Source organism: Acinetobacter sp. YH12039, assembly GCF_013420015.1.
Taxonomy (GTDB): Bacteria; Pseudomonadota; Gammaproteobacteria; order Pseudomonadales; family Moraxellaceae; genus Acinetobacter; species Acinetobacter amyesii.
The window spans coordinates 1-18,773 of sequence record NZ_VOZA01000015.1 but is presented as its reverse complement, the minus strand read 5'-3'; the positions used below and the strand labels follow the sequence as shown (position 1 = coordinate 18,773).

15 protein-coding genes are annotated in these 18,773 nt (G+C 40.6%); 7 read left to right on the top strand and 8 right to left on the bottom strand.

The annotated features are described in order from the left end of the window. Positions 1–198: 198 nt before the first annotated feature. Positions 199–1,356, top strand: a complete 1,158-nt coding sequence (gene hpxO, locus FTT98_RS08430) for an FAD-dependent urate hydroxylase HpxO (RefSeq protein WP_168379620.1) — start codon at positions 199–201, stop codon at positions 1,354–1,356. A gap of 105 nt (positions 1,357–1,461) precedes the next feature. On the opposite strand, the gene FTT98_RS08425 is transcribed toward hpxO, so the two are convergent. Next, positions 1,462–2,391: a LysR family transcriptional regulator gene (locus FTT98_RS08425; RefSeq protein WP_180054679.1), complete on the bottom strand. Its 930-nt coding sequence runs from the start codon at positions 2,389–2,391 to the stop codon at positions 1,462–1,464. Between the two features lie 248 nt (positions 2,392–2,639). Here FTT98_RS08425 and FTT98_RS08420 point away from each other — a divergent pair, with 248 nt between their 5' ends. Next, positions 2,640–3,695 (top strand): aromatic ring-hydroxylating dioxygenase subunit alpha, encoded by a 1,056-nt coding sequence (locus FTT98_RS08420; protein WP_180050827.1) that lies wholly within the window; start codon positions 2,640–2,642, stop codon positions 3,693–3,695. An 85-nt stretch (positions 3,696–3,780) separates the two neighbouring features. Here the strand turns inward: FTT98_RS08420 and FTT98_RS08415 are convergent, their stop codons facing one another. Then, positions 3,781–4,221: a DUF2147 domain-containing protein gene (locus tag FTT98_RS08415; RefSeq protein ID WP_180041614.1), complete on the bottom strand. Its 441-nt coding sequence runs from the start codon at positions 4,219–4,221 to the stop codon at positions 3,781–3,783. A gap of 524 nt (positions 4,222–4,745) precedes the next feature. On the opposite strand from FTT98_RS08415, the gene FTT98_RS08410 reads away from it, so the two are divergent. Further along, positions 4,746–5,582, top strand: coding sequence for an SDR family oxidoreductase (locus FTT98_RS08410; RefSeq protein ID WP_180035226.1), 837 nt, complete (start codon positions 4,746–4,748; stop codon positions 5,580–5,582). A gap of 179 nt (positions 5,583–5,761) precedes the next feature. On the opposite strand, the gene benE is transcribed toward FTT98_RS08410, so the two are convergent. The 6 genes from benE to catA form a co-directional block, all read right to left on the bottom strand. Then, a complete protein-coding gene (gene benE / locus FTT98_RS08405; RefSeq protein ID WP_180177269.1) occupies positions 5,762–6,985 on the bottom strand; it encodes a benzoate/H(+) symporter BenE in 1,224 nt (407 codons plus the stop codon). A gap of 64 nt (positions 6,986–7,049) precedes the next feature. Beyond that, entirely contained in the window at positions 7,050–7,835 is a 786-nt protein-coding gene (gene benD, locus FTT98_RS08400) for a benzoate diol dehydrogenase BenD (protein ID WP_168379614.1), read from the bottom strand. A gap of 14 nt (positions 7,836–7,849) precedes the next feature. After that, a complete protein-coding gene (benC, locus tag FTT98_RS08395) occupies positions 7,850–8,866 on the bottom strand; it encodes a benzoate 1,2-dioxygenase electron transfer component BenC (protein WP_078190731.1) in 1,017 nt (338 codons plus the stop codon). Between the two features lie 94 nt (positions 8,867–8,960). Then, entirely contained in the window at positions 8,961–9,470 is a 510-nt protein-coding gene (gene benB / locus FTT98_RS08390) for a benzoate 1,2-dioxygenase small subunit (protein ID WP_180109337.1), read from the bottom strand. Continuing rightward, complete coding sequence (benA, locus tag FTT98_RS08385; protein WP_180106481.1) at positions 9,467–10,864, bottom strand: benzoate 1,2-dioxygenase large subunit; 1,398 nt, start codon at positions 10,862–10,864, stop codon at positions 9,467–9,469. The genes benB and benA overlap by 4 nt, the downstream gene beginning before the upstream one ends. Before the next feature lie 85 nt (positions 10,865–10,949). Then, positions 10,950–11,870: a catechol 1,2-dioxygenase gene (catA, locus tag FTT98_RS08380; RefSeq protein WP_078193335.1), complete on the bottom strand. Its 921-nt coding sequence runs from the start codon at positions 11,868–11,870 to the stop codon at positions 10,950–10,952. A gap of 281 nt (positions 11,871–12,151) precedes the next feature. Between catA and FTT98_RS08375 the strand changes: the two genes are divergently transcribed. From FTT98_RS08375 to FTT98_RS08360, 4 genes are all read left to right on the top strand, one after another. Then, positions 12,152–13,066: a LysR family transcriptional regulator gene (locus FTT98_RS08375; protein ID WP_180073804.1), complete on the top strand. Its 915-nt coding sequence runs from the start codon at positions 12,152–12,154 to the stop codon at positions 13,064–13,066. A gap of 191 nt (positions 13,067–13,257) precedes the next feature. Next, on the top strand, positions 13,258–14,631 hold the full coding sequence (locus tag FTT98_RS08370) for an MFS transporter (protein WP_180177252.1): 1,374 nt from the start codon (positions 13,258–13,260) through the stop codon (positions 14,629–14,631). A 123-nt stretch (positions 14,632–14,754) separates the two neighbouring features. Beyond that, a complete protein-coding gene (locus tag FTT98_RS08365; RefSeq protein WP_180177251.1) occupies positions 14,755–16,068 on the top strand; it encodes a DcaP family trimeric outer membrane transporter in 1,314 nt (437 codons plus the stop codon). A 369-nt stretch (positions 16,069–16,437) separates the two neighbouring features. Then, positions 16,438–18,567 (top strand): TonB-dependent receptor domain-containing protein, encoded by a 2,130-nt coding sequence (locus tag FTT98_RS08360; RefSeq protein ID WP_180177250.1) that lies wholly within the window; start codon positions 16,438–16,440, stop codon positions 18,565–18,567. Positions 18,568–18,773 lie beyond the last annotated feature (206 nt).

Genomic DNA, 18,773 nt, shown 5'->3' with positions numbered 1-18,773 from the left:
CATTCACTATTTTCATTTAAAACATATGCATTTAGTTTTCAGTGTTAAAAATTTAACATTTGATAAAAACAAGCATTTACACGTGTTTAGAAGCACAGCGTGTGCCAACTTTAGAATTTTTTATTGCTTGTTTGAAAAAATGGCATGCTTTTCGCTTTTTAGGAGAAAGATATTTAAAAAAACACAGGGGAGTTATAGATGGACATTACAATTATTGGTGCAGGTATGGCGGGCCTAACGACAGGGATCGCTTTGAAAAAATTTGGACACCAAGTAACCATCTATGAACAGGCAGAACAAATTTTACCTGTTGGAGCCGCTATTTCTTTATGGTCTAACGGTGTCAAATGTTTGAACTATTTGGGGCTAACCGAACAAGTCGAAAAGCTCGGTGGCAAGATGGATCACTTAGCCTATATCGATGGTTTAACGGGCGATGTTATGACACAGTTTAGTCTGTTTCCTTTAATCGAAGAAGTTGGTCAGCGACCTTATCCAGTTTCACGCGCAGACTTACAAAATATGCTCATGGATGAATTTGGTCGTGAGAATATTCATCTAGGCAAAAAAATGGTGAGCTTCTCAGAACAAGATGATCAAGTGATCACCCGTTTTGCTGACGGAAGTGAGGTTCTGGCTGATTTATTGGTTGGCGCCGATGGTACACATTCATTGACACGGGCGTATGTATTGGGGGAACAAGTTGAGCGCCGCTATGCAGGTTATGTCAATTGGAACGGTTTAGTCGATATTTCAGAAGAATTTGCTGCGGCAGATCAATGGACGACATTTGTAGGAGAAGGTAAGCGCGTTTCGCTGATGCCCGTTGCCGACAACCGATTCTATTTCTTCTTTGATGTACCTTTAGCAGCAGGCTTAGAAAATGACCGCACACAATATAAGGCCTTATTTAAAGAATACTTTAAAGGTTGGTGTGAACCGGTTCAAAAGCTAATTGATGCTGTAGATGCCAAAAAAACCAATCGGGTAGAAATTCATGATATTGAGCCTTTTGCAGATTTCTACAAAGGTCGTGTGGTGATAGTGGGTGATGCAGCACACAGCACAACGCCTGATATTGGACAAGGTGGTTGCCAAGCAATGGAAGATGCAATTTATTTAGCTCGTTCTTTGCAAATCAATACTTTGGGCTTACAAGATTCATTGCGTCGTTATCAAAATAAACGTAATGAACGTGCTAATGAATTGGTTCTGCGAGCGCGTAAACGTTGTGATGTGACGCATATGAAAGATGAAAGTGTGACGCGCGAATGGTATGCAGAACTGCGTAAAGAACAAGGCAATCATATTATGAAAGGCATCATTAGTAATATTGTAGGCAATCCATTGGATTAAAAAAATAAACTAATAAAACTTTAGCTTTCAGCAGCCAGTACGGGTTATTCGCACTGGCTTTTTTTTACAAAAAAATATGTGACAAAAAAAGCTTAAATAATGGTTTTAGGGGTTCAAAGATTTTAAATTGATCTTAATTTCTTCCATTTTTTCCACCAAAAGATTAATCATGATCTGAGAAATTCGAGAGGTTTGGCGTTTCGATGCGACACATAAAGCAATGGTCAAACTGTGTAAGCCTTTTTCACGGATCGGTTTAAAAATAATCTTATTATTCTCAAGCAGTGGCAAAGCATCCATGTATGACATCAAACTGATGCCTAATTGTTGTTGAATCAATGACAGTATCATTCTAATGTCATTACATTCGATCTTTTGAATAGGACTAAACTTATGATGTTTATATAAAGTCTGTACATATTCACTAATAATGAGTGGATCACTCGGCAAAATATGCCGTTCATTTAACGTATCTGAAAGATAAATTTTATCCATCCCACCCAAGGTATGATGCGGCGACATCACAAAGCCCAACGGAATTTCTATAAAGGATAAAATCTCTAATTGGCTATGGCTTTTGGGATTTAAAATAATGCCAAAATCTAATTCTGCATCGACGATTTTTCTGGAAATATCTTCACTGCTATTCATGCTGATATTGAGGTTGATCCACGGATAGGTTTCAGCCATCTTTTGAATGCAGTCGACGACGAAACTGTCATTCAAAGCTGCAATAAAACCCATTTCAATGTTTCCACGGTTTAAGCCTTGGATTTCATCAAATCGAGTTCGCGTCAGTTGATATTCTTTTTGCCATTTTAATAAATCGGCATACAGTAATTCACCCGCAAGCGTCAGTTTTAAGCCCTGAGGTAGTCGTTCAAATAGGGCAACCCCCAGTTCTTCCTCTGCCAAAACGATTTGTCGATGTACTGCCGAGACTGAAATAAAAAGTTGTTCAGCAGCTTTGCGTAGACTTCCAGTCCGTGCAACCGCCATAAAATATTCAGAAAATCTAGAAAAAGTAATCGACATACAGGCTTCAATCTCTATCGCGTAAATAGCGAATCATAATGTTATGCATTTTAAGCGATATTCATGCCAGCTTTATCAAATCAAGCAGGGATCAATGCTTAATGTTCTAAAAAACAGAACAATCTATGCAAATCATTCTAATAGACAGAAATGTGTTTAGAATTTAATTTCGACTTAGAAAATAAGGATTTAGCAAAATTTAAATAGCGCTAAATGCTAAAGAAATATTGCAATTGTCGAGATGAACTATGAATGCCATTCCAGTACTCAATTTATTTACCCAACCTCAGTGCAGTACATTTGATGCCAACGACTGGAATATTTTGGCGCAGCATTGGTATCCCGTTGCACGTGTAGAAGATGTTTCGACTGAACCGCAACAAGTGCAATTACTCGATGTAAAAATGGCGTTATATCAAACTGAAAGTGGAAAAATTCATTTGGTTCGTGACATTTGTCCACATCGAGGGGTGCCATTAACTAAAGGCTGGGTCAAGGGTGAAGACATTATTTGTCCATATCATGGTTTACATTATAACGGCGCAGGAAGGTGTGTAAAAATTCCCGCACAGCCAGAGCTGACTCAAATTTCAGAGCGTTTTTCATTAACTAAATTTCCAGTTGTATTGAAATATGGATTGGTGTGGACCAGTTTATTTAATCGCGATGAATCTACGGCCAATTTTCCAGATTTAGACACGTGGGATAACGAGCAGCACCAATCTATATTGCCACCTTATGTAGATATTGGTGGTTCAAGTGGACGTCAGCTCGAAGGCTTTATTGATGTTGCACATTTCGCATGGGTGCATCATGAGAGCTTTGCAGACCGTGAAAACCCCAAAGTGAAAAAATATTCGACAGTGCGTACAGACTATGGACTACATACAGAATATCTTAGTGATGTGAGTAATTATCCGCATGGCTTACAACATTTAGCGCCAGAAGATTTTTTATGGAAAAGAACGTTTGATGTCTATCCGCCATTTTCTGCAATTTTAACCATCGATTTTCCTGAAAATGGAGTGTTAAAAATATTAAATGCCTGTTGTCCTGTATCGCATAATAAAACCCGTTTATTTGTGCCTTTAACTCGTAATTTTGATACCACAGGCGATTTACAAGCGGTCTATGATTTTAATGCACAAATTTTTGCTGAAGATCAGGACATGGTGGAAAGTCAAAAACCTGAGGAATTGCCACTGGATATCAGTATGGAGGCGCATTTCGAAGCAGATCGCTCATCGACAACCTATCGTCGAATATTAGCCGAATGGGGGCTAAGCAAACGTTATACCGTTTAATTTTTATTTTCGAATAATTTCATTCTTGGTTTTCATACAAAAAAAGCGACTCAATCGAGCCGCTTTTGACTTTGTACATAAAGGATTAGTTTACACGTATCCATGTTTGGCTGCGTCCAAGCGCAGATACACCAATATAGCCACGACCATTCAAGGTCTTGCCGTCATTCGACATTTTGGCATTGAAACTATAGGTTTTACCATTTTTCGGGTCAGTAATTTTACCGCCGTCATAGGTATTTTTACCGGTATTTTTCAAACCATTCACGATTTGCACACCGAGTAGTGGTTTATTGTGGAATTTACCTACACATTTTTGGCAGTTTTCTGCTTCACCCGGGGTGAGTACATCAACGATTTTTGCAGATAAAACGCCCTTTGATATTTCATTAAATTGAACTACAGATAAAGGTTTTTTGGTTTGGTCATCGATGGTTTTCCATTTAGTACCATGCAATGGATCAGCAGCCAAAGCTAAGCTAGACACCAGTGACAAACCGATTAGGCTAAGAGTTGTTTTTATCATTTTAGAACCTCTATTGAACATAGTAAGAGATGTGCATCCCTGATCTTCCAAAGGGTGGATACACAAGACTTGGAAAATTACAAAGCATCAGCCTTGTTGTCTTCAAGGGCTATATTCACAAAAAAATAAGTATATATTGTGGATTTTATATACTGATTTTGAATATGTAGAATCTGGATCGTGTAGAAAAATAGAATAAATGTTGAGCTTTGTTTATAACATTTGGGATTTGTATCACTTTTATAAATATCAAACGCTGTTTGAGCTGAAAAATTTAGAGCTACAATCCCAAAAAAAGCCGGAGCTAAAAGGCTCATTTAAGTTTTCAATTTTTGCTCTAATCATGTTGAATTACATTAATTTGATTTGAAGCAATAACGCTAAAGAGCTATGTATAGCATTCATATTTTACAATTAAATAAAATCATTTCATTCATAGATCAGTTCTCGTTAAGCTTGTGTTATGAATAATATGAAAATGCAGCTTGTTCACTGAACGAGATTAAGTGTGTATAGGAATAACGATGAAAAATTTTAACAACAAAGTCGCAGCCATTACTGGAGCAGGTTCAGGTATTGGGCAGCAGTTAGCCATTCAACTGGCTCAATCAGGTGCGCATCTAGCATTAAGTGATCGCAACCTTGACGGTCTTGCACAAACGGCTGAAATGATTAAGCACACCGGTGTGAAAATAATTCAGACCCAATTAGATGTGTCTGATCGTGCCGCTGTAGAGCAATGGGCGGCTGCAACCCAAGCTGAATTTGGCCAGGTCAATTTGATCTTTAATAATGCAGGTGTCGCGTTAGCCAGTACTGTAGAAGGTATGCATTATGATGAAATTGAGTGGATTATGAATATTAATTTCTGGGGCGTGGTATATGGGACAAAAGCATTTTTACCGTATTTAAAACAAAGTGGCGATGGACATATAGTTAATATTTCCAGCTTATTTGGTTTGACGGCTCAACCGACTCAAAGTGCCTATAATGCAACGAAGTTTGCGGTACGAGGTTTTACTGAATCTTTACGCCAAGAATTAGACTTGGAAAATGCTGGAGTCAGCGCAACTTGCGTGCATCCGGGTGGGATTCGAACCAATATTGCAAATAGCGCGCGTATGAGTGACAGTATTCGTGCGTTAGGGATGAACCCAGATAGGGCAACCAAAGCATTTAATAAAGTGCTAAAAACACCGCCTGAAGTCGCAGCAAAAGTCATTTTAGATGCGGTAAAGCAGAATAAACGTCGAGTTTTAATTGGTAATGATGCCAAAATTATTGATTTAATTCAGCGAATTGCACCTACACGTTATGCCCAAGCCATAGATCTACTTAGTGGTAAGAAAAAACGTAAATAATTCAAAGATAAGTAAAAAAGGGATGATGCAACATGATCCCTTTTTTATCCTATAGAGCTCTTAATTTCGAATATTGAATTTTTAAGTTTAAATGACAAGAAAATCAAAAAATTGAGTTTTCGATTAAACAAAGAAGATGTAGTGTTCCATCTTCTTTGTATTGGCAATGCGTTTGGACATTATGAACTTTTAGAATCTTGAGTCGTTGTCATCGGTGCTTGTGTGGCTACTCGTTTGGTCAAAATGACATGTGCAGCGACACCGATACAAATCCCCCAAAATACTGAGCTTAGCCCTAAAAAATGCATACCTGAGGCTGTCGCTAAAAAAGTGATTAGCGCCGCATCACGGTTGGCCTCATTTTTCATCGCAACGGACATGTTTGTTCCAATCGCACCTAATAACGCTAAACCTGCAAGTGCGGCGACTAACTCTTTAGGTAATAGGCTAAATAACATGACAATACTGCCTGCAAATAAGCCGCCTAAAATATAAAAAATACCATTGGCAATACCGGCTATATAACGTTTTTCTTTTAGTTCATGTGCATCTTTGCCCATACACATGGCTGCGGTAATTGACGCTAAAACAATGGTAATGCCGCCGACACATGCGACAGCGAGCGAGGCAATACTGGTCGCTGTGATAATGGGCTTAGCTGGCGTGTCATATCCACTGAGTTTCATGATCGCCATCCCCGGAAGAAATTGACCACTCAGACTGACTAAAATTAGGGGAATCGCCAAATTTAAAGTCGAGTTCCAAGTCCAAATTGGGGCAATAAACTGCGGTATAGCGAGTTGAAAATTCACATCAACAGGATTAATTTTTCCTAATGTAAAACTCAGGATGACACCAGTCAGTAAGACCCAAATCATCGCGTAGCGTGGCGATAGTCTTTTAGAAATAAGAAAGACCAATAACATGCCAAAGACAATGATCGGCATACTATCTGTCGCAGTGAAAAGCCCAAGACCAAACTGAAATAAAATACCTGCCATCATCCCCGCAGCGACATCTTGAGGAATCCATTTTAAAAGTTTGTCAAAATAGCCAGTGATGCCGATCAAAAAAATAACGATAGCGGATGTGATATAAGCCGCTATGGCTTCATTCAGCGAAATATTCGGAAATAGGGTCACTAAAAGAGCCGTACCAGGCGCTGACCACGCGGTAATTACCGGGGTTTTATATTTAATTGAGAGATAAATACCCGCCAGCGCTGCACCAATAGAAATCCCCCAAATCCATGAAATCATCATGGTTGGGGAAACTTGAGCTTTTTGTGCGGCTTGGAAAAAAATAATCAGTGGGCCTGAATATGAAATCAGCACGGCTAAAAATCCTGCAACCGTCGCTGAGATCGACCAATCTTCTTTTAATGTTTTTAACAGGGGTGCCATCGCTTTTGCCTCCATGCGACTATGCCAATGAGCCTGTTGAATTAAACCAATGACGGTATAGCGTTTAACCTTGATCTCCACCACCAACAGGGACGACTGTTCCTGTCATATAAGATGAATCATCGGATGCCAAAAATAAGATGGCATTCACTTGTTCCTGAATTGTGCCATAGCGTCCTAAGAATGTACGGTCAATGGTTTGATCGACCACGTCTTGCATCCATTGTTTTTCATGATCTGACAATGGATTGGTATTTCTTGGTACTTTTCGTGGTGGGGCTTCTGTGCCACCTGTGGCTACGGCATTGACTCGAATACCATCTTTGGCATGTTCAAAAGCGAGAGCAGCGGTTAAGCCATTAACCCCACCTTTTGACGCTGAATATGGCACTCGGTGAATTCCTCGGGTTGCAATAGAAGATACATTTACAATTGTCCCTTGCTGATTTTGAATCATTTCAGGTAACACGGCTCGGCAGCACCAGAGGGTTGGAAATAATGAACGATTAACTTCCTTAATGATTTCTTCTTCTGAAAATTCTTGGAAGGGCTTCATCCAAATCGCACCGCCAACGTTATTGATTAAAATATCAATTCGGCCATATTTTTCAATGGCTTGAGCAGCAACTGATTGAGCGCCTGCAAATGTTTCAAGATTGGCTTTAACAATAATAGCATCGCCATTGTGGGCTTGAATATCGTTAAGCGTCTCTTCAACAAAATCTGAGAGATCTGCCAATACCACTTGAGCGCCTTCTCGAGCCACTTGTAGTGCTACTCCACGACCGATACCTTGAGCGGCACCGGTAACGATGACAACTTTATTGTTAAATCTGGCTTGTTCTGACATTAAACTATTCTCCCTTAATTCGCTGAGAATTTTTCAAACAAAAAGTTTGCAGGTTTAACGCCTTCGGTATCTAACCAGCCACGTACCGCTTCGACCATCGGTACAGGACCACAGAGGTAAATATCCACATCGCCATTGTTTAACCAATCTTTTTCAACATGACTGGTCACATAGCCTTTACGTTCATGCTGTGACTCAGGGTGAGCGACCACAGTACGGTATTCGAACCACGGGAGTTTGCTTTGTAATTCATCGAGCTTGTCTTTTGCTACGATGTCAAAGTCATTGGTTACGCCAAATACAAGACGAACAGGTTGTTCAGAACCTTTTTCTTCAAGCACTTGTAACATGGACATAAACGGCGCAATACCTGTACCACCTGCAAGCATGACCACAGGGCGGACAACATTACGCAGATAAAAACTACCAAAAGGTCCTTTGAAGGTCATTTTGTCGCCGGCTTTCGCATCGGCACTCAGGAAAGTACTCATTTTGCCTTCAGGGACATTACGAACCACGAAGCCTGTTAAACGATTGCCCGGCTTTGAACTAAACGAATACGAACGAGTTTCTTCAGTCCCCGGAATGCCGACATTGACGTATTGACCTGCCAAGAAGTTAATGTCAGGTTGACCTTCATCCAGTTGAATATCAAAGGTAATCGTAGAATCCGACATATTTTCAACACGAGACAATGTGCCTTGAAACTCATGAATTTCAGTTTTACACACGTCAGATGATGCACTGATTTGGAAAACCGCATCTGAACTAGGACGACATTGGCAAGCTAAAATATAACCTTGCTCTGCTTCTTCGGGGGTTAAAGCGTCTTCGATATAAGATTCTTCAGGCATGTCGTAAGTACCCGACTCACAAAATGCACGGCATGTCCCGCATGCGCCATCACGGCAATCTAGAGGGATATTGATTTTTTGACGATAGGCTGCGTCGGATAGGGTTTCACCTTGAGCAACACTAATAAAACGAGTAACGCCATCTTCAAATTGAAGTGCAACATTATGGTTTGACATGGCTGAATATCCTTTTGAAAATCTGGTATAACGTGTCCTTTCAGCCAAATATCCTTCTGGCTGAAAGTTAAACCTTGCTTAGTGAAATAAGCTTTTATAGGTGATAAATATCAATAACTTGGTTGATATAATCGTTTTTCAGAACAACATATTTGCTGAGGATTTTTGGCTGCTCGCCTGAAAAATCAATTTCATAACGTGACATGCCAAAGTAGCTATAGTTGGTTTTGTAGCGGAAACTTAAGGTGTTCCAGTTAAAACGCACCGTCACTTTTTCGCCATCACGTTCAATAATCTCGACATTATTAATGTTATGGCTGGTGCGGGTATCTGGCATCGTTGCAGATGAACGCTCAGTTTTAATGCGGAAGACACGGTCTTCTAAACCTTGGCGGTCTGGATAATAAATTAAAGAAATCTCAGACTGAGGATCTTCCGTTAGGCGGTCGTCGTCATCCCAAGCCGGCATCCAAAATGATGCAGATGGGGCATAGCACTCTAGCCATTCATCCCACTTTTCATCATCTAAAAAACGCGCTTCGCGGTAGAGGAACTGAGATACAGCTTCAATACTTACGCTGTCTAAATGTGCAGTTGCATTCATGCGACATCTCCTTGTTCATTTGCGACTTGTTGTGCCAATTCTTTTTCTTCAGCGATGGCATGTTTCATGGTTTTTAACCAATATTGATGCTGAGCAAGGTAAAGACCTTCATCTTCCGTTTTGATGCCACTTAATAGCGGTTTTAATCCAATTTCATTGGCTGCATCATCCGGTCCATGAATCCAGTGTTTTGAACCACGGCACATGTCGTTCCATTCCAGCTCAATTCCTGCATAACCGGCTTGGCAGGCACGGAATTCTTCTAAATCATCAGGTGTTGCCATGCCTGAAGCATTAAAGAAGTCTTCATATTGACGAATACGACGTGTACGTGCTTCTGGCTCTTCACCAACAGGGGCGATACAGTAAATGGTGACTTCAGTTTTATTGACAGAAATCGGACGTAAAACTCGAATTTGTGAACCGAATTGATCCATCAAATAAACGTTTGGATAAAGACATAGGTTACGTGAACGTTCAATCATCCATTTCGACATCGGCGCGCCAAATTTTTCAGTATATTCATCGGCTTTACTAAAGTTTGGACGGTCTTCTGGGTTTGCCCATTGGGTCCATAACAACATGTGACCACTGTCAAAACCATAAGAACCACCGCCTTGCTTGCCCCAAGAACCTGCACTCATGGCACGAATATTATCTGCTGCTTGTGCTTCTTTACGGTGCTGTGTGGTCGCTGCATAGTTCCAATGTACGGCTGAAACGTGATAACCATCTGCGCCATTTTCAGCTGTCAGTTTCCAGTTACCTTCATAGGTATAGGTAGATGAACCACGTAAAACTTCCAAACCGTTTTCAGATTGACCTTCGATCATGTCGATAATTTTGGTGGTTTCACCTAAGAATTCTTCAAGGCTTGGCACATCAGGATTTAAGCTACCAAATAAAAAGCCTTTATAACTTTCAAAGCGCGCGACTTTTTTCAAGTCATGTGAACCATCTTGGTTAAAGCAATCTGAATAACCAGCTTCAGCAGGGTCTTTAACTTTGAGCAATTTACCTGAGTTATTAAAAGTCCAACCATGGAATGGACAGGTGTAGGTTGCTTTGTTGCCTTTTTTATAACGACATAACTGTGCGCCACGGTGTGAGCAGGCATTGATCATGGCATTCAGTTCACCATTACGGTTACGTGCAATGATGATCGGCTGGCGACCGATATGAGTCGTGTAATAATCATTGTTATTTGGAATTTGGCTTTCATGTGCCAAATACACCCAGTTACCTTCAAAAATGTATTTCATTTCAAGATCAAATAACGCTTGATCAGTAAATACTGAGCGGTGCAGTTTAAATTCACCAGTGTCAAAATTATCGACAAGAAGTTCATCAATACGATCTAGATGGCTGGTGTTAATTACAGGAATACGTGGCATGTCCATTCTCCGACTGTCCAATGAGGGGATAGTCGCCGAGTTGTCAAACTTGGATGAGACAGCTCGGCTTCCTTTGAGTGAGTAATTAAGCGCTAGCGCGTCGACGATCAACTTCAGTATTTGGTGCTGCAGCTTGTTCTTTAACTAACTCAACATTAAAGCTAATGTGCTTAAACGGTTGGTTTAGACCACGACGCGCAATTTCAGCTTCGTCTGTGATATCAACAGCAGTTGCTACCAGACCATCACGAGTTGCAAAGGCAAAGTCGTCCCAAAGGTATTTATCACCTTCGATGTTGAATTGAGTGGTTAGCTTGCGGTAACCTGGTGCAGAGATAAAATAATGTACATGTGATGGACGGTTACCATGACGGCCTAATTTGTCTAAAACAAATTGAGTTGTACCTTCTGGGGGGCAGCCATAACCAACGGGCATCGTAGTTTGTGCAACATATTTACCGTCTTGGTCAGAAAGAATCGTACGGCGAAGGTTAAAGTCAGATTGAGACTTATCAAAGAAAGAATAGTTACCTAGGCTGTTGGCATGCCAAATTTCAACTTTAGCACCTTCAATGATGTTGCCTTCGGTATCTGTTACCGTACCTTCAATAAACAGAGTTGGAATTTTATCGGTTTCCGTACCATCATCCATACGAGCAAAGCCCACTGATTCAGGTGCGCCAGCCACATATAAAGGGCCTTCAATGGTACGTGGTGTACCACCTGTAATACCTGCTTTCGCATCAGCTTCATCCGCACGTAAATCAAGATAGTGCTCTAAACCTAAACCTGCGGCTAAAAGACCTAATTCGTTTGCTTGACCCGCGTCTGTAAAATACTCTAGACCTTTCCATAGTTCAGTTTGAGTAATATCCAGATCTTCAATCGCTTGGAATAAATCACCCAATAAACGTACCACAACTTGCTGTACACGTTGGTCAACAGGCCCTGTCGCTGTATCTACGTTCATTTGTTTAACCAGAACATCAATCTCTTGACGGTTCATACTATATCTCCTTAAGTATGCATTTAAGTTTGGGTGGCTATCACTCGATAAAAGAGGTCTTTGGCTGCCACGTTCCTTGTTTGGTTGTCTAACAATACTTTTTAAGTTGTTTCGTGTAGCGGCTGAAGCTTCTTTCAGGTAATGCGCTGCACGATGTTTTTGATCTGTTGGATGGGATTAAATTTGCTTAATCCTGTCTATGTGATATACCTTAAAAGAATAAAATCTTCACGTCGAAGATCAAATTTGCATTTTATTATACTTAATAGGTATCGATAGCCATGGAACTAAGACACTTAAGATACTTTGTCGCGGTGGTTGAAGAGCAGAGTTTTACCAAAGCGGCAGAAAAACTATATATAGCTCAACCACCTTTGAGTCGGCAGATTCAAAATTTGGAACATGAGCTTGGAATTCAGTTATTTGAACGAGGTAGCCGTCCGCTTAAGACTACAGAAGCAGGTCAGTTTTTTTATCATCATGCTTTAAAACTTTTGTCTAATGCAGAAGAAATTAAATCAATGACGAAACGAATCGGTTTGACAGAAAGGACCGTGACAATCGGTTTTGTGAGCTCTTTATTGTTTGGTTTACTCTCGAATATTTTGTATTTATTCAAACAACAACACCCACATTTAAAAATAGAAATGGAGGAAATGGCGACCACTGAACAAATTAAAGCATTAAAAGAAGGTCGTATAGATGTCGGCTTTGGGCGTTTGCGTATTTCAGACCCCGCGATCAAACGGGTTTTACTGCGTGAAGAACGCTTAGTGGTAGCCTTACATGCCAGTCATCCTTTTGCACAAAAAAAGGAAGGTATATATCTTGCAGATCTGATCGATCAGCAATTGATTTTTTATCCAAATCACAACAAACCAAACTTTTCGACCCAAGTGCGTGGCATATTTTCAGAGTATGGTTTGGAACCTAAAAAAGTACGTGAAGTTCGTGAATTACAACTGGCACTGGGCTTTGTTGCAGCGAACGAAGGGGTTTGTATCACCCCAATGAGTGCCCAAAGTGTGCAATTAACACATTTAACCTTTGTTCCTATCTTAGACGAAGCCGCGATTAGCCCTGTATTTATGGCTGTGCGTAATATGGATGAAAGCGAAGATATTCGTGGTTTATTTGATAGTGTTTATCAAGTGTATGATTTAGAAGCGATTCCATATGATCGTGCTGTGTTTTAAGTAATGTGTTGATAGACGTTCAGATGAACTGCAGTTATGAAATGATCTATTTAAATAAAGCGGAATCAAGGGATTAATTTGTATTTAACTTTTTAGGTATACAAACATGCCTAATCGGTTTTGGACATTAAGCACCAACTTATTCATTGTGAAAAGCGAATTTTACAAGCTTCACAATTAGGAGGTGGGCTATGCAAAACCAGAAAATTAATATTAATACCTTGGTTGATGAAGCCAAATTTACGCCATTTCATTGGGGTGTTTTGATTTGGTGTCTTTTGATTATTATTTTTGACGGTTATGACTTGGTGATCTATGGCGTTGCCTTACCTTTGTTGATGCAAGAGTGGTCATTATCTGCGGTACAAGCCGGCTTACTGGCAAGTACGGCTTTATTTGGCATGATGTTTGGTGCCATGTGTTTTGGCACACTGTCCGATAAAATTGGTCGTAAAAAAACCATTATGATCTGCGTCGGTATTTTTAGTGGTTTTACCTTTTGCGGCGCTTTTGCAAGTACTCCCGTTGAGTTTGGTATTTTACGCTTTCTTGCCGGTCTAGGCATCGGTGGCGTTATGCCGAACGTGGTCGCGTTAATGACAGAATACGCGCCAAAACGTATACGTAGCACCTTGGTTGCACTAATGTTTAGTGGTTATGCCATTGGTGGTATGGCTTCAGCATTATTGGGTGCTTGGTTAGTGCCAGTATATGGCTGGAAAATCATGTTTTATATTGCGATTATTCCATGTCTTGCACTGCCTTTAATTTGGAAATTCCTCCCTGAATCATTGATGTATTTAACCTCTAAGCATCAAACAGATACGACTCGAACAATTGTCTCTAAAATTGCCCCTGAACAAGTCCTCACAACAGATACGCAATTTGTACTCAATGAAGTTTCTGAGGAAGACAACGCTCCGTTAAAAGCATTATTTCAACAAGGGCGTAGTTTCAGTACGTTCATGTTCTGGATTGCATTTTTTATGTGCTTATTGATGGTTTATGCACTTGGAAGCTGGTTACCAAAATTGATGATTCAAGCTGGCTATTCACTTGGTGCAAGTATGATCTTCCTCTTTGCGCTGAATATTGGTGGAATGGTAGGTGCTATTGGTGGTGGTGCTTTGGCTGACCGCTTCCATATCAAAAAAGTACTGAGCATCATGTTCATGTGTGGCGCTTTGGCTTTAATCTTACTGGGCTTTAACAGTCCGCAAATGGTTCTGTATACCTTAATTGCTGTAGCAGGCGCAGCTACCATCGGTTCGCAAATCCTACTTTATACCTTTGTCGCACAATACTATCCAACCACGGTACGTTCTACAGGTATGGGCTGGGCATCGGGGATTGGACGAATTGGTGCAATCGTTGGACCGGTACTTACTGGTGCGCTGTTAACCATGAATTTGCCACATCAAATGAACTTCTTGGTGATTGCCATTCCGGGTGTCATAGCTGCATTAGCAATCTTTATGGTGAATTTACAAGCGTCAGTAGAGGTATCTACTCAAGGTCAATCACGAAAGATCAATACGCAAGCCATCAAAAATCCAGCGAATTAAGCCGGTATTTAAAGATTTAACATTACCCCAAAATTTTAGTTTCCAGGCCTGATGCACAGCATGAGGGCTAGTGGGAATTGTGACAAAAAATAAGGAAAGGGCATCGCCCAAATCGAGGTCAGGATGAAAACTCAAAAGCTAAATTTAGTCAAAAAAACCTTTAAAATTAAACCGATGCTACTGGCTTGTGCAGCTGTGTTCCCCATGTGGACACATGCGGCAGTCAGCGAAGCTGAAGTTGAACAGTTGCGTGAAGAAGTCAAAGCGTTAAAAGCCATGATGCAGCAATATGTTCAACAGCAAAACACTTTGTCGAGTGAAATCAAAGACGTAAAACAAGGATCTGTAGTTGCTGTGCAGAATCAAAAACCGACTCAAACACCGAGCCTGAGTTTAAATACCAAATCGGGCGCTGAGTTTAGCTTGTATGGCAATGTGCGTGCAGATGCATCTTATCAGGCAGAAGGCGGCAGCTTATCTCGCCTGTATAACCAAATGAATAGTGTTCCGCTAGAAGGGAATGCTGAAAGTTCAGATCGTTTAAAAGCAACACTTGCTGCCACACGTTTAGGACTAGACTTTAAAACGCCAACTCAAGTGGGAGATGTAGGCGGTAAAATTGAAGTCGACTTTTTGGGCGCAAATGATGGACTGCGGATTCGTCATGCCTATTTGACCTATGGTGATTGGTTGGTGGGGCAAACATGGTCTAACTTTGCTATACCTGATTATATGCCTGAAACTATTGATGCATTGGGCTATGTTGGTGGTGCTGTTAAACGTACACCTCAAGTTCGCTATAGTCACAAATTTAGTCCAGAGACAAATCTAGTACTTGCCGCAGAAGATTCTAAGGATGACAGTTCAAATATGCGTTTGCCTGCATTAACAGCGCGGTTAAACCATAAAATGACAGATACACTCATGTTGAGCGCACGTGCGATGGGTGCTGAAAAGAAAACGGATACGGATACAGAAACCGCATGGGGACTTGGTCTGGGCGCAAAGCTAGATTTGACGGATAAAACAGTGCTCAAAGCGGATTATTACCATGTCAAAGGCGACAGTAGTTTTGTGTCATGGACCAACCAAGGTTTTGTGACCAATGCGGATAAAGACATCATCGCCACCAATGAATTTGACTCGATTACAGTAGGTTTAACTCAACAAATTTCAGCACAATGGCGCGGAACATTGGGCTATGGTTATATGAAAGCAGATAATAATGCAGATTATGTCAACTCATTAGTCGATAAAACCAAGACCAATAAAAACTTGTGGCAAGCTTGGGCAAATGTATTTTATAGCCCTGTTAAGCCGATTTGTTTAGGTCTGGAATATGTCTATGGTGAACGTGAAGCTTTTGGCGCTGCACCAAATGGCAGTACCAAGGGGGAAGATAACAGAATCAATGCAGTCGCGATGTATAACTTCTAATGTCGTTACAGAGAATTGTTTAATTTAAATTGGCTTAGAAATTTCAATATCAATTTAACGAGAGCGTGATTGAAAGTATGTTCAGGATTTGACATCTAACTTTCCGACAATCTTTCAATTCGTGCTCTCAATCCATACATGCCCTTGATCTTTATCGATTGAGGGCTTTTATCTTATTTAGAAACTTTTATTTTTTGACTAAAAAATATAATTATCTGTTTTATTTCATTTAACAAATCATTTGAATATAAAAATACGAAGAAGGATATTGATAAAAATCATGAATTTTGAAATATTTTGATACATACATGACGATAAAACATACTACAATCCTTGCCGTCAATTTCGTTTCACTTAGAAGACGCAATCATGGATGTCCCTCAATTTTCCAAATATAACAACACGTCACTTAAGCTTTTAAGCCTAATGATGCTCACCGCGATGGCACCATATAGTGTTGCAGATAGCAATGTATTACCTGAAATTATCATCAACGTTGAACAAAGTTCAATGGATGAACAAATAAAAAAAGCACTAACCAAAGTAAATGGTGCAACCAATGCGATCGTTGCAGCAGACATTCAAGATATACCGAAGCGAACAAATGCTGATTTATTTAAAAATCAACCGGGGATTTACGCGGCATCTTCTGGAAATGAAGGGGTAAAACTGTCGATACGTGGCTCGGGGATCAATCGTGCACCGGGGGCGCATGCTTCAGGGTTGTATGTGACCTTAGATGATTTGCCATTTACAGGGCCGGGTGGGACACCTTATGAACTGCTTGAGCCGCTGTGGGTAGACCATATAGAGGTTTTACGGGGGGCTAATGGTTTAACACGTGGTGCATTAAGCCTGGGTGGTCTAATTAACTATGCTAGCCCAACTGGAAAAAATGCAGCAAAACTGTCAGTGCACCATGAAATGGGTAGCCACGGTTATCAAAAAAGTGAAATCAATTCAGGACAACAAATTGGCGACTTAGACTATTATCTTTCCTTAACGCAAAGTGATGATGACGGTTTTCAAGATCATGCTTCAAGCCAGAGCAAAGGTTTATCGGCCAATGTGGGATATAAAATAAACCCTAACCTAGATACACGTTTTTATCTGCGTTACCGAGAGACTGAACACCAAACGCCGGGACGTCTAACCCAACAACAGATTGAACAAAATCCAAAACAAGCAGTAGCCCAAAATATCTCGCTGAATAATAATCGTCCGCAGCCGGGAAGTCTTTGGTTGGCGAATAAAACCAATATGACTTTGGACACAGGTGATCGCTTACAGTTGGGTCTGGCCTATCATCATTATCCGATGGATTTGCAAGAAGGTTTGTATAGTACCGATGTTGACTATGACGATATCATTACCTTATTTAACTACCAATTTGACCGAACGCTATGGGGGCATGAAAGCCAAAATACTTTAGGTTTTCGTAGTACCACGCATTTGCCAGATGGTCAGGTCGTTGAACGCTTGCGTGTAGCGCAAGGCGCCTATGCTGCGGGTACAGAAACGCGGCATTATACCTACCAAGGTGGTGACTATGTTTTACATTATGCCAATGCCTTGGCACTACACCCACAGTTTTGGCTCGATAGTCGTGTCGCATTGGCGTACACCCATCGTGAAAGTGAAGTGACATGGCCTGTGCAAAGCCATAAAGAAAATATTCGTGAATGGAATGTCCTGCCATCGCTAGGTTTTCGATATCAAATCCAACCTGAAACACAGCTCTTTGCCAATGTCAGTCGAAGCTTAGAAGCACCACATCCATGGGCTTTAATTTGGGGGTCGGATCAATACTCCCCAGATGGTAGTGGTGCAGCAACGGGACGCCAAAGTGCTCCGATACATTTGAATAGTCAGACAGCGAACACTCTTGAACTAGGTGGGCGTGGTCAACATGCACTGGGTGAGTGGAATATTGCATATTACTATTCACAGGTTAAAAATGAACTGTTGGCTGTTGAAATCCAATCAGAGCCTAAAAAGATTATTGCCGAATCGAATGCTTCAGACACCATTCATCAAGGGATTGAATTCGGTTTAAACAGTTCACTTTGGCAAAATGATGAATATGGACAAGTTCAACTGAAACAAGCCTATACCTTGAATGATTTTCACTATAAAAATGATGCGGTATTTGGAAAAAATGAGCTTGCAGGTATACCAAAACACATCTATCAGGCTGAACTGAAATACGAACATCCTTTAGGCTTTTATGCTGCGGTTAATACACTTTATGCCGCAAAGGTCGCATCCGACTATGCCAATAGCTTCTACGCAAAAGATTGGCAAATTTGGGGAGCATCATTCGGCTATATGCAACCACAAAAACAGTATTTGGCTTGGTTGGATTTCAGAAATATGGCCAATAAAAAATATGCATCTACCGTGACATCGGGCTATAACGATGCCGGCAAAGATCCTGCTCGTTTAACACCGGGTGAAGGTCGGGCGGTATATGCAGGACTGACGTATCATTTTAATTAAGCATCTTATATTCAAATACAGCGAACAATTGAAAAGCCTTATGCTGCGGATCTGAAAATAAAAAAGGGAGCCAATCAGCCACTGCTGTCCCACAATTTTTCACAAGAGGAAGCTCATTTGAGCTTCCTCTTGTTTTATGGGTATTTTATCGGGTGAAAATAAAGCTTTTAAAGTTCTTCTTTCAAACAAATTCACTTGAATTATTC